The organism is Arthrobacter sp. BK1 (assembly GCF_056680055.1).
This window is the reverse complement of record NZ_CM155263.1, coordinates 521,721-534,060: the sequence shown is the minus strand read 5'-3', so window position 1 is coordinate 534,060 and position 12,340 is coordinate 521,721. Positions and strand designations below refer to the sequence as shown.

The 12,340-nt window shown below is 63.1% G+C and carries 13 protein-coding genes; 10 read left to right on the top strand and 3 right to left on the bottom strand.

Features of this window, described 5'->3' with window-relative positions:
• Positions 1-70 precede the first annotated feature (70 nt).
• The 6 genes from AC1MCA_RS02380 to dnaE all read left to right on the top strand — a co-directional run bounded on the left by AC1MCA_RS02380 (position 71) and on the right by dnaE (position 7,075).
• On the top strand, positions 71-601 hold the full coding sequence (locus tag AC1MCA_RS02380; protein WP_108600166.1) for a cell division protein SepF: 531 nt from the start codon (positions 71-73) through the stop codon (positions 599-601).
• Positions 602-722: 121 nt separating this feature from the next.
• Entirely contained in the window at positions 723-1,010 is a 288-nt protein-coding gene (locus tag AC1MCA_RS02375; RefSeq protein ID WP_108600167.1) for a YggT family protein, read from the top strand.
• 177 nt (positions 1,011-1,187) lie between these two features.
• Complete coding sequence (locus AC1MCA_RS02370) at positions 1,188-1,883, top strand: DivIVA domain-containing protein (RefSeq protein WP_479800941.1); 696 nt, start codon at positions 1,188-1,190, stop codon at positions 1,881-1,883.
• A 92-nt stretch (positions 1,884-1,975) separates the two neighbouring features.
• Positions 1,976-2,548, top strand: coding sequence for a signal peptidase II (lspA, locus tag AC1MCA_RS02365; protein ID WP_479800940.1), 573 nt, complete (start codon positions 1,976-1,978; stop codon positions 2,546-2,548).
• Entirely contained in the window at positions 2,541-3,467 is a 927-nt protein-coding gene (locus AC1MCA_RS02360) for an RluA family pseudouridine synthase (RefSeq protein ID WP_479800939.1), read from the top strand. Before lspA ends, AC1MCA_RS02360 begins: the two co-directional genes overlap by 8 nt.
• Positions 3,468-3,517: 50 nt before the next feature.
• A complete protein-coding gene (dnaE, locus tag AC1MCA_RS02355) occupies positions 3,518-7,075 on the top strand; it encodes a DNA polymerase III subunit alpha (RefSeq protein WP_108597214.1) in 3,558 nt (1,185 codons plus the stop codon).
• On the opposite strand, the gene AC1MCA_RS02350 is transcribed toward dnaE, so the two are convergent.
• Entirely contained in the window at positions 7,072-7,569 is a 498-nt protein-coding gene (locus AC1MCA_RS02350; RefSeq protein ID WP_108597213.1) for a flavin reductase family protein, read from the bottom strand. The two genes, dnaE and AC1MCA_RS02350, sit on opposite strands and share 4 nt — an antisense overlap.
• 137 nt (positions 7,570-7,706) lie before the next feature.
• On the opposite strand from AC1MCA_RS02350, the gene AC1MCA_RS02345 reads away from it, so the two are divergent.
• The 3 genes from AC1MCA_RS02345 (at position 7,707) to nrdR (ending at position 10,249) form a co-directional block, all read left to right on the top strand.
• Positions 7,707-8,243, top strand: a complete 537-nt coding sequence (locus AC1MCA_RS02345; RefSeq protein WP_479800938.1) for a hypothetical protein — start codon at positions 7,707-7,709, stop codon at positions 8,241-8,243.
• Positions 8,244-8,252: 9 nt separating this feature from the next.
• Positions 8,253-9,629: a histidinol dehydrogenase gene (hisD, locus tag AC1MCA_RS02340; protein ID WP_479800937.1), complete on the top strand. Its 1,377-nt coding sequence runs from the start codon at positions 8,253-8,255 to the stop codon at positions 9,627-9,629.
• A gap of 113 nt (positions 9,630-9,742) precedes the next feature.
• The gene (nrdR, locus tag AC1MCA_RS02335) at positions 9,743-10,249 is read left to right on the top strand and encodes a transcriptional regulator NrdR (RefSeq protein ID WP_479800936.1); all 507 of its coding nucleotides are present in this window, start codon (positions 9,743-9,745) and stop codon (positions 10,247-10,249) included.
• 55 nt (positions 10,250-10,304) lie between these two features.
• Here nrdR and ppgK read toward each other — a convergent pair whose 3' ends face one another.
• Both ppgK and map read right to left on the bottom strand, forming a co-directional pair.
• Positions 10,305-11,108 carry a polyphosphate--glucose phosphotransferase gene (ppgK, locus tag AC1MCA_RS02330; protein ID WP_108600662.1) on the bottom strand — a complete coding sequence of 268 codons (804 nt, stop codon included), beginning with the start codon at positions 11,106-11,108 and terminating at the stop codon, positions 10,305-10,307.
• Between the two features lie 58 nt (positions 11,109-11,166).
• Positions 11,167-12,045: a type I methionyl aminopeptidase gene (map, locus tag AC1MCA_RS02325; protein WP_479800934.1), complete on the bottom strand. Its 879-nt coding sequence runs from the start codon at positions 12,043-12,045 to the stop codon at positions 11,167-11,169.
• Positions 12,046-12,164: 119 nt separating this feature from the next.
• Between map and AC1MCA_RS02320 the strand changes: the two genes are divergently transcribed.
• The gene (locus AC1MCA_RS02320) at positions 12,165-12,329 is read left to right on the top strand and encodes an SPOR domain-containing protein (protein WP_111906938.1); all 165 of its coding nucleotides are present in this window, start codon (positions 12,165-12,167) and stop codon (positions 12,327-12,329) included.
• The last annotated feature ends 11 nt before the right edge of the window (positions 12,330-12,340 follow it).

Genomic DNA, 12,340 nt, shown 5'->3' with positions numbered 1-12,340 from the left:
GAATGGCGGGGGATGCCAGTGCTGTCAAGTCATTGGGCGGCCCGTCTGCGGACACGATTAGGAGTCGACCATGGCCGGCGCTCTGCGCAAGACAATGATCTATCTTGGGCTCGCCGATGGCGATGAACACTACGAGTCCGAGCACACCACAACACGTAAGGACGAGGACGAACCAATGGAAGTTGACCGCGAGGAACGCCGTGCACCGGCACCGGTCCGCGATGTCAGCCGTGAGTCGTCCTACGCCCCCGAAGAGGAATACCGCGCACCAGTGACCCCCATCAAGCGTGCGGCCTCGAGCCGCGAAGAAACGTCCGGGCTTCGGCAGATCACCACGATCCACCCGCGGTCCTACAACGACGCCAAGCTCATCGGAGAGAGTTTCCGGGACGGCATCCCCGTCATCATGAACGTCACCGACATGGGCGAATCAGACGCCAAACGCCTGGTGGACTTCTCCGCCGGCCTGGTGTTCGGACTTCGGGGCAGCATTGAACGGGTCACCAACAAGGTGTTCCTGCTCTCGCCGTCGTACATTGAGGTCATCGGTGATGACAAAAAAGTCAGCGAGACCCAGGCCAGCTTCTTCAATCAAAGCTAGCCACAAAGCTTATTGCGGATGCCAGGCAGGTACACCTGTCTGGCATCTGTGCTGAAATAGACACGAAACGTTGGCAGGGCACTGCGGTATCCGGAATGGACATGGAGATATGAGTTAAGTCATGGGAATTGTTTTCGGACTTGTCTATATCGCCCTGTTGCTGTTCCTGGTGGGACTGATCATCCGGCTGGTCTTTGACTGGGTCCAGATGTTCGCCAGGGAATGGCGTCCGCGCGGGGTTGCCCTCGTGGTGGCCCACACTGTGTACTCAGTGACCGATCCACCGCTGAAGGTTCTCCGCCGGTTGATCCCTCCGCTGCGGCTGGGTGGTGTGACGCTGGACCTCGGTTTCCTGATCCTGTTCATCGCCGTGGGGATCGCAATGGCGGTCATCCGGGGTTTCGCGTAAGTTTCCATTAGACCTAGCAGCGCAGGCGATGTTCCCGGAAGGAACCTCAGCCCAGCGACGCGAAGAAATCTCCGGTTTGACACCCAGTGTTGAATTAGAGGAACCAGACAATATTTAGGTACCGTAGTTTTGACGGCCGGAAGGCCTACTGACTAACTAGACCAATGAGGTGACCAGATGGCTTTGACGCCAGAAGACGTTGTCAACAAGCGCTTTCAGCCGACCAAGTTCCGCGAAGGCTACGACCAGGACGAAGTTGACGACTTCCTGGACGAGATCGTCGTGGAGCTCAGGCGCCTGAACCAGGAGAACGACGAGCTCCGCAAGAAGCTCGCCGAATCCGGTAACGCCGTGCCTGCCAGTTCTGCTGCAGCAGCGCCGGTGGTCGAGAAGGTCCCCGCGCCCGTCAAGGCCGAAAAGGACGACTCCGCAGCGAAGGCCGAAGCTGAGGCAAAGGCCGCTGAGGCCAGCAAGAAGAAGGAATCCGAGCAGGTTGTACCTGTCGCCGCCGCTCCGGCTGCTGCTCCGGCCCAGGCTGCAGGCAGCACCGTTTCTGCCGAGTCCGCTGCCGGTCTGCTTGCCATGGCCCAGCAGATGCACGACCGCCACGTCGCCGACGGCCAGTCCCAGAAGGACAAGATCATTGCTGAGGCTCAGATCGAAGCCAGCAGCCTGGTCAACGACGCCCAGGAGAAGTCCCGCAAGATCCTTGGCGCCCTCGAGCAGCAGCGCTCCGTCCTGGAACGCAAGGTTGAACAGCTCCGCGGCTTCGAGCGTGACTACCGTTCACGCCTGAAGGCCTACATCGAAGGACAGCTTCGCGACCTCGACGCCCGTGGTTCAGTTGCCGCCCCGGAAGTTGAAGCGCACTAGTTCGTCAACAAAGTATTCTGAAAGCCGGTGGCTGGGGATTCCTCGGCCGCCGGCTTTTGTGATTAGCATCGGTTTCACCAAATGAAAGCACCATGACTGACGATCTCGCCGCGGACGCTGCGCACCCCGCTTCCTCACCCACCCGCCCATCCCGGGCACTTCTGCTCTCGCTCTTTGCCGGCTTCGCAGTCTTCGCCTACGTGCTGGATCAGCTGACCAAACTGTGGGTAACGTCATCGATGGTGGAGGGGGAACGCATCCCCGTGCTGCCGCCGCTCCTGCACTGGTACTTCATCCGGAACTCAGGCGCCGCATTCTCCATCGGCGAAAACGTGACGTGGGTGTTTTCCATCATCATGGCCGGGGTATCAATCGCCATCCTGTTCCAAGTGCGCAAACTGGGTTCGGCATGGTGGTCGTTGGCGCTCGGGCTCCTTCTCGGCGGTGCGCTGGGCAACCTCACGGACCGGCTTTTCCGGGAACCGTCCTTCGGGATGGGCCACGTGGTGGACTTCATCCAGCTGCCCAACTTTGCGATCTTCAACATTGCCGATTCTGCCGTCGTTTCGGCTGTTTCCATCATCTGCATCCTGACCCTGCGTGGAGTCGCCCTCGATGGTTCCCGTCACGTCTCTGCCCCACAGAAGAAAGCCGAAGATGCCTGAACGCGTCGTAGTGGCCGAGGAATTCGGCGGAACGCGGGCCGATGCCGGACTCGCAGGCCTGATGGGGATCTCCCGGAACCTGGCCGCCACGCTCATAGCCGAAGGCAACGTGGTAAGCCGCGGCAAGAAGCTCGGCAAGTCCTCGCGACTGGCTGCCGGGGACGTCCTGGAAGTGACGGTGCCTGATCGACGGGACCCGCTCGAAGTGGTGGAGGAAGTTGTGGAAGGCTTGAAGATCCTGTTGGACGACGACGACTTCGTCGTCGTGGACAAACCCGTGGGGGTTGCAGCGCATCCTTCGCCCGGGTGGGTGGGGCCCACCGTGGTGGGTGGCCTTGCAGGCGCCGGGTACCGCATTTCCACGTCCGGTTCCCCTGAACGGGCCGGAATCGTGCATCGTCTCGACGTCGGGACATCGGGCGTGATGGTGGTGGCCAAGACCGAGCGGGCCTACACGGCGCTGAAGCGGGCCTTCAAGGAGCGCACCGTGGACAAGGTGTATCACGCCGTGGTCCAGGGCCTCCCGGATCCCCTGGAAGGCACCATCGACGCGCCCATCGGGCGTCACCCAGGCCACGACTGGCGGTTTGCCGTCATCGAGGACGGGCGTCCGTCCATCACGCACTACGAGGTCCTCGAAGCCTTCGGTAAGGCCACCCTGGTTGAGGTGCACCTCGAAACAGGCCGTACCCATCAGATCCGGGTGCACTTCTCAGCACTGCGGCACCCCTGCGCCGGAGACCTCACTTACGGCGCAGATCCGCGGCTGGCAGCAACGCTGGGGCTCACACGGCAGTGGCTCCACGCACGCCAGCTCGGTTTCGAGCACCCCGTGACCGGGGAGCGCGTGACGGTCACCAGCGAATACCCCCAGGACCTGGCCTACGCCCTTGAAGTCCTGGAATCGGGCCAGGCCTAGGCACTGGGTCGCTGCGGCAGGTACAGGCGGCCAGCGCATAGAATAGTGCGGTGACTTCCAGCAATGCCTCGTTCGTCCACCTTCACAACCACACCGAGTACTCCATGCTGGACGGCGCCGCCCGTCTGGGGGAGTTGTTCGATGAGACCGAACGCCTCGGCATGCCGGCCCTCGCCACCACCGACCACGGCTATCTGTTCGGCGCTTTCGACTTCTGGAAACGCGCCACGGACCAGGGAATCAAACCCATTATCGGGGTCGAAGCCTATGTCACGCCCGGCACCGCACGGACGGATAAGAGCCGTGTGCGCTGGGGCGAGGAACACCAGCGGAAAGACGACATCTCCGGTGGTGGTTCATACACCCACATGACGCTCCTGAGCTATAACAACGCCGGGATGCGCAATCTCTTCCGCGCCTCCTCAATCGCCTCCCTGGATGCGGTGTTCGGCAAGTGGCCGCGGCTGGACCGGGAGCTTCTGAACACATACTCGGAAGGCCTGATCGCCACCACCGGCTGCCCCTCAGGCGAAGTCCAGACGCGGCTGCGTCTGGGCCAGTACCGCGAAGCCGTGGAGGCCGCCGCGGAGTTCCGCGACATTTTTGGTGCGGAGAACTACTTCTGCGAACTGATGGACCACGGCCTGGACATCGAGCGCCGGGTCACCGGGGACCTCCTGCGGCTGGCCAAGGACCTCAACCTGCCCCTGGTGGCCACGAACGACCTCCACTACACCCACGAGCACGACGCCAAGGCCCACGAAGCCCTGCTGGCCATCCAGTCAGGTTCCACGCTGCTGGAGCCCACCTATGACAACGGCGGCTCCCGGTTCGCGTTCTCCGGCAGCGGCTACTACCTGAAGTCCCCCCAGGAAATGCGGGAGCTGTTCAGGGACCACCCGGACGCGTGCGACAACACCCTGCTGATCGCCGAGCGCTGCGAAGTGTCGTTCAACACCGGTGCAAACTACATGCCCCGGTTCCCCTGCCCGCCGGGGGAGGACGAGACATCCTGGCTGGTCAAGGAAGTGGCAGCCGGTCTCGAATTCCGTTACCCGGGCGGAGTCCCGGACAAGGTCCGCACCCAGGCTGACTACGAGCTGGAAGTCATCACCTCCATGGGGTTCCCCGGGTACTTCCTCGTGGTGGCGGACTTCATCAACTGGGCCAAGAACAATGGCATCCGCGTCGGACCCGGACGTGGCTCCGGTGCCGGTTCCATGGTGGCTTATGCCATGCGCATCACCGACCTCGATCCGCTGCACCACGGCCTGATCTTCGAGCGCTTCCTCAACCCGGACCGCGTCTCGATGCCCGACTTCGACGTCGACTTCGATGACCGGCGCCGCTCCGAAGTCATCGACTACGTGACCCGCAAGTACGGCGACGAGCGCGTGGCCATGATTGTCACCTATGGCACCATCAAGACCAAGCAGGCGCTGAAGGATTCATCCCGTGTGCTTGGCTACCCGTTCAGCATGGGCGAGACGCTGACCAAGGCACTTCCCCCGGCCGTCATGGCCAAGGACATTCCGTTGGCGGACATCCAGAACCCGGAGTCCAAACGGTATGGCGAGGCCGGCGATTTCCGCCAGCTCATCAGCACGGACCCCGAGGCTGCAAAGGTCTTTGAGACCGCCCTGGGCATTGAGGGACTGAAACGCCAGTGGGGCGTCCACGCCGCCGGTGTCATTATGTCCTCGGACCCCATCATCGATGTCATCCCCGTCATGCGCCGCATCCAGGACGGCCAGGTGATCACGCAGTTCGATTACCCCACGTGTGAAGGCCTGGGCCTGATCAAGATGGACTTCCTGGGTTTGCGGAACCTGACGATCATTTCCGACGCCCTGGAGAACATCAAGCTCAACCGCGGCCACGAGCTCGACCTCGACACACTTGCACTGGACGACGTCCCGTCCTATGAGCTGATGGCCCGCGGCGACACCCTGGGCGTATTCCAGCTCGATGGTGGGCCCATGCGTGCGCTCCTGAAGCTGATGAAGCCTGACAACTTCGAAGACATCTCCGCAGTGCTGGCCCTTTACCGCCCGGGTCCCATGGGCGCGAACGCGCACACCGACTACGCGCTGCGCAAGAACGGGATCCAGGAAGTCATCCCGATCCACCCTGAGCTCAAGGAACCGCTCGCCGAGATCCTCGGCGGGACCTACGGCCTGATCGTTTACCAGGAACAGGTGATGGCCGTGGCGCAGAAGCTCGCCGGCTATTCCCTCGGCCAGGCAGATATCCTGCGCCGTGCCATGGGTAAAAAGAAGAAATCCGAACTGGATAAACAATTCGCCGGCTTCTCCCAGGGCATGCAGGACAACGGCTACTCCATGGAAGCCGTCAAAACCCTGTGGGACATCCTGCTTCCCTTCTCCGACTACGCCTTCAACAAGGCACACTCTGCCGCCTATGGCGTGATTTCCTACTGGACCGCCTACCTGAAGGCGCACTATGCCCCGGAGTACATGGCTGCCCTGCTGACCTCGGTGGGTGACGACAAGGACAAGTCGGCCATCTACCTCAACGAATGCCGCCGCATGGGCATCACCGTGCTGCCGCCGGACGTCAATGAGTCAGCCCTCAACTTCACGCCAGTGGGCAACGACATCCGCTTCGGCATGGGAGCCATCCGCAACGTCGGCGTCAACGCCGTCGAAGCAATGGTGGCCGCCCGCGAAAAGGAAGGCGCCTATACGTCCTTCAAGGACTACCTCGTCAAGGTCCCCGCCGTGGTCTGCAACAAGCGGACCATCGAGTCACTGATCAAGGCCGGCGCCTTCGATTCATTGAACCACCACCGGCGCGCGCTGGCGATGATCCATGAAGAGGCCATCGATTCAGTCATTACGCTCAAACGCAATGAGGCGATCGGCCAGTTCGATCTCTTCGCAGGGTTTGACGAGGCTGAATCCGAAGCGTCCCTCAGTATCGAGATTCCTGACCTGCCTGAATGGGAGAAGAAGGACAAGCTTTCGTTCGAACGGGACATGCTTGGCCTCTACGTCTCGGACCACCCGCTGCAGGGCCTCGAGGGACTCCTCAGCCAGCACGCGGACCAGAGCATCACATCGGTGATCGCCGAGGACGGGCCCCACGACGGCGCCATCATCACCATTTCCGGCATGATCACCTCCCTGAGCCGCAGGATCGCCAAAGCAAGTGGCAACGCCTACGCCCGCGCGGAAATTGAGGACCTCGGCGGCTCCATGGAAGTGATGTTCTTCGGCCAGGTCTATGGCCCCATCGCTTCTGTCCTGGCCGAAGACCTCATTGTGGTGGTCAAAGGCCGTCTGCAGCGGCGCGACGACGGAGCCGTGGCACTGAACTGCATGGAGCTCTCCGTGCCTGACCTCAGCGAGGGCACGAACGGACCCGTACTCATCTCCATGCCCACGCACAAGGCAACCGAGGCCGTGGTCACTGAGCTCGGGGATGTCCTGCGGAACCACCGGGGAAACTCGGAGGTCCGGCTGCACCTCCAGGGTGACACCAGGACTGAAGTCATGGGACTGCCCGTTCACCTGCGGGTCAACCCGAGTCCGTCCCTGTTCGGCGACCTGAAGGTACTCCTCGGGCCGACGTGCCTGGATAACTAGATTTCGTAGTCCAGCGGGACGGGCTGGCCATAGGCGCCGGCGTGATAGAGGAGCGGGGAACCGTCGTCGCCCACTTCACCGTCCACCACTTCAACCACCACTACGGCGTTGTTCTCGAAGGAGAGGCGCATCTGGATTTCCCCGATGAGCCAGCCCGCGACGCCCTTGAGGATCGGGACATCATGCGGACCTAGTTTCCAGTGGTCTCCGCCGAAGCGGTCCTTGGTGCGCGCGAAGCGGTCGGCCAGCTCCTGGTTTTCCAGACCCAGCATGTGGACGCCGAGGTGGGTGGTGTTGGCTATCGCCGGCCACGAACTCGAACTCCGGGCCATGTTGAACGTGAACCGGGGTGGTTGCGCGGACAACGAGGCCACAGACGTCGCAGTGAAACCATACGGCTCGCCCTGGTAGTTCACCGTGATGATTGCCACGCCGGCCGCGTGCCGGCGGAACATTTCCTTGAACGTGTTCTCGTACGCCGTCTTGTCTGTCATGTTGGAAACTGCTCCTGAAACGCGGGCTGGATTCGGACTCTGCATTAAGCCTATGGCTCCCGCGCAGGCCCGGCGGAATCGCCCGACCCGCTACGTCATTTGATCGGGAGGGGCGAACATTTGTTAAGGTTTGTTAAATGAGTCAACACGCCGCCGGCCGCCGGTCATCCCGCCCGCCGTTGAAGTGGTTCGCTGTTGCAGCGGCGGCTGGTGTTCCGGTCGGGCTCCTCTGGTGGCTGCTGGCCCCGGGAGGACTGAACCTGATCACCCGTGACCCTGAATACGCGAGCGGGACGAATCCTGAGTTGTGGCTGCCCAGGGATCTCACCCTCGCCGGCCTCCTCGTGTTCGCCGGATGCCTCGCGGCCGTACTGCTGACGGACAAGGGCGGCCGCGCTGAGCAGGCGGCCTTCATCCTCAGCCTGGCGGGCGGCCTGGCCGGCGCCCTTGCCGCATGGCAGACCGGAATGCTCGCAGCACAGCTCTGGGGCGGGCCTGCCGACACCACTGTCAACGCCAGCGTGGCCTTTTCGCTCCGGTCCCTCTCGGTGCTGCTCCTGTGGCCGGCCGCGACGGCCGTCTCGGTCTTCGTGCTGAGCCTGTTGAACCTTCTCCGGCAGGGACCGGAAGGTGAAGGCCTGCCGTTAGCCGGAGGCACCGCGCCGGGTGCGTAAAATGGACCGGTGACCATTACTCCTGAATTTCCTGCCCCTGCCTCTGCCGCAGCGCTCAGTTTCCGTACAGTCGATCTGCGCGGACGGGACCTGACGCTGGCCGGTTTGCGGGCGGCAGTTCCCCGCGCGCAGCACCAGACGATGGCGGACGCGGAGCAGAAGGTCCTGGACATCATCCGGGCGGTCCGCACCCGGGGCTTCGCGGCCCTCAGCGAACTCGCACTGACGTTTGATGGTGTTCAGCAGCAACACCCGCGGGTCCCGGCCGAAGCTTTGGCCAGTGCCTTGGCAAACCTGGATCCTGCGGTCCGCAGCGCCCTGGAGGAATCGATCAGCCGCGCCCGGCGGTTCGCCGATGGACAGCGGCCCCGCAACATCGACGTCGAGCTCGGGGATGGCGCCCTGGTGAGCCAGAACTGGGTTCCGGTAGCACGCGTCGGCCTCTACGTCCCCGGTGGCCTGGCCGTCTACCCGTCGTCCGTGATCATGAACGTGGTTCCTGCCCTGGCCGCGGGCGTAGAATCCATTGCCCTGGCATCGCCGCCGCAGAAGGACTTCAACGGACTACCGCACCCCACCATCCTCGCCGCGGCGGCGCTGCTCGGGATCGACGAGGTGTACGCCATCGGCGGCGCCCAGGCCATCGCCGCTTTCGCCCACGGTGTGCAAGCCACTGACGCCGGACCGGCGCTGGAGCCCGTGGATGTTGTCACGGGTCCGGGCAACATCTTCGTGGCAACCGCGAAACGCCTGGTTAAAGGCCTGGTGGGAATCGACTCCGAGGCAGGCACCACAGAGATCGCCATTCTGGCCGATTCCTCCGCCCAACCCGCCCTGGTGGCCGCTGACCTGATCAGCCAGGCCGAGCACGATCCTCAGGCCGCGTCGGTACTCATCACCGATTCCGAGGACCTGGCCGCCGCTGTCCGCGTGGAACTGGAACGGCAGTCGGCCGGTACCAAGCACGCGGCGCGGGTTCGCCAGGCACTCGCCGGCCCGCAGTCCGGAGTTGTCCTGGTGGAGGACCTGGAACAGGGCATCGCCGCATGTGACGCCTATGCCGCTGAGCACCTTGAAATCATGACGGCGGACGCACCGGCTGTGGCCGCCAGGATCCGCAACGCCGGCGCGATTTTCGTGGGGGACTACAGTCCCGTCAGCCTGGGGGATTACTGCGCAGGCTCCAACCACGTGCTGCCCACCAGCGGTACTGCCGCGTTTTCCTCCGGGCTGAACGTGACCACGTTCCTGCGGGCCGTCCAGGTGGTCAACTACAGCAAAGCGGCACTGCAGGAGGTCAGCGGCCACATCGTGAGCCTCTCCGCTGCCGAGGACCTGCCCGCCCACGGCGAAGCGGTGACCGCACGGTTCCCGCAAGATTCCTGACCAACCCACGCCGGCTGGCAACCCACTACATGTAGTAATTACAGGATTGTTATTCCGCTATATGTAGTCGTAGACTGATAGGCGGCCAGAAGTAACAACAGGGAGGGGACATCGTGTACTGTCCGTTCTGTCGTAATCCGGACTCCCGCGTTGTGGACAGCCGTATGGCCGACGACGGCTCAGCCATCCGGCGTCGTCGTCAGTGCCCGGAATGCGGCCGCAGGTTCACCACCGTGGAAACAACCAGCCTCTCGGTCATCAAGCGTTCCGGTGTGGGCGAACCTTTCAGCCGGAGCAAGGTCATCAACGGCGTACGCAAGGCCTGCCAGGGGCGCCCTGTCAGCGAGGATGACCTGGCGCTCCTGGCCCAGGAGGTTGAGGAGCAGATCCGCGCCTCCGGTGCGGCGGAAATTGACGCCCACGAGGTGGGGCTGATCATTCTTGGACCCCTGCAGAAACTCGACCAGGTGGCCTATCTGCGCTTCGCCAGCGTCTACCAGGCGTTCGAGTCGCTGGAGGACTTCGAGACGGCCATCGCCCTGCTCCGTCATGAGTCAGCCGAAGTGGCCACCGAAGAAACCGTCAAGGGCACCAAGAGCTCCGAGAAGACCCCCCTGTAAAACTTCCGGTGGTGGCAGCGGAGGGGAAGCCGCTGCCGCCACCGGCTCTCCTGCTTTATTTGGTCAGCTTGTGCTTCACGGCAATCTCGACGGCGGCGCCAACAATTCCGGCCTCATTCTTCAGTTTTGCGGGCACAATAGGCGTCCGCAGCCTGAGGTTGGGCAGGTATTCGTCGGCCCGTTTGGAGATGCCGCCGCCCACGATGAAGAGTTCCGGGGAGAAAAGGAACTCCACGTGGGAGAAGTAGCGCTGCAGCAGCACGCTGTACTCATCCCAGCTCAGCCCGTCCCGCTCCCGGGCTACCGCCGAGGCTTTGCTTTCGGCGTCGAAGCCGTCGATCTCAAGGTGGCCCAGCTCAGCGTTGGGGACCAGGCGGCCGTCGAAGATAAAGGCCGAACCGATTCCGGTGCCCAGTGTGATGACCAGGACGGTACCTTCGACGCCGGCACCGGCGCCGTAGCGTGCCTCAGCCAGACCGGCGGCGTCGGCGTCGTTAATGACCTCAACAGGCCGGCCCAGCCGGGCCGTCAGCAGACCGTCGATGTCAGTGTTGAGCCAGCTCTTGTCCACATTGGCCGCCGAATGGACAACGCCATGCTGGATGATGCCGGGGAACGTGACACCAACGGGTGAGTCGGCGGCCGGCGCCTCCGGGCGGGCGGAGAGCTCCGCCACTACCTGGGCTACTACCTCGGCAACGGCTTCAGGGGTGGCGGGCTGGGGCGTCGGCACACGGAACCGCTCGCCGAGGAGCTTGCCTTTTTTCAGGTCGACTATGCCGCCCTTAATTCCCGTTCCGCCGATGTCGATTCCGATCAGCGGGGAGTTCTTGTGCGACTTCTCGTCCTTCTTGGCCAATGTTGTTCCGTTCGTGGAAGGGCGTGCGGGGCGGCCGGGCGGCTGACCAGCACGGATTTCAGGGCAGGGTAAGGATTTCGGCGCCGGACTCGGTCACCAGCAGGGTGTGCTCGAACTGGGCCGTACGCTTGTGGTCGCGGGTGACCACCGTCCAGTCGTCCTCCCACATGTCCCATTCAACCGTACCGAGCGTCAGCATGGGTTCGATGGTGAAGACCATGCCCGTCTCGATCACTGTGTTGTAGGCGGGGGCTGCATCGTAGTGCGGGATGATGAGGCCGGTGTGGAAGGCTTCCCCGACCCCATGGCCGGTGAAGTCCCGCACCACACCGTAGCCGAAACGCTTGGCGTACGACTGGATCGCGCGTCCGATCACATTGATTTCGCGGCCGGGAGCGACGGCCTTGATGGCCCGGTTCAGAGATTCGCGGGTGCGTTCGACCAGCAGGCGCGACTCGTCGTCGACGTCGCCTGCCAGGAAGGTGTAGTTGGTATCGCCGTGGACGCCGTTGATGAAGGCGGTGATGTCGATATTGATGATGTCGCCGTCCTGCACCACCGTGCTGTCCGGGATGCCGTGGCAGATCACTTCGTTAAGCGACGAACACAGCGACTTGGGGAATCCGCGGTATCCCAGGGTGGACGGGTAGGCCTGGTGGTCCAGGAGGAATTCGTGGCCCACCTTGTCCAGCTGGTCCGTGGTCACGCCGGGTTCGATGTGTTTGCCGACCTCGACGATTGCCTGTGCGGCGATCCGGCTTGCGATCCGGATTTTTTCGACGGTCTCGGCCGACTTGATCTCCGAGCCGGTGAACTTGGCCGGGGCGGGCTTGCCCACGTACTCGGGGCGGGGGATGGACGCCGGTACGGGAAGCTGCGGGCTGACCGTTCCCCGGGTGAGGGTTCCGGTGGGTGCAGTTGAGGCTAGGGAAGGCATAGATTGATCATATAAGGGACCGCAGAACGCCAAGTAACTTCAAGCCCAACCTGTCCGCATCCGTGCATAAGTTACGCGGATCACAGAAAGGCCGTTGCAGGCCGGAACGAGGAGCACCGATGACGGAGTACTGGTACAACGTGAACACCCACGAGGTGGAGGAGGACGCGCTGTCGGATTGGAGCCAGCTGATCGGCCCCTACAAGACCCGGGAGGAAGCTGAACACGCACTGGAGAAGGTGCGGGCCCGGAACGAGGCCTGGGAAAAGGGCGACGAGGACTGAAGGGCAAGCGC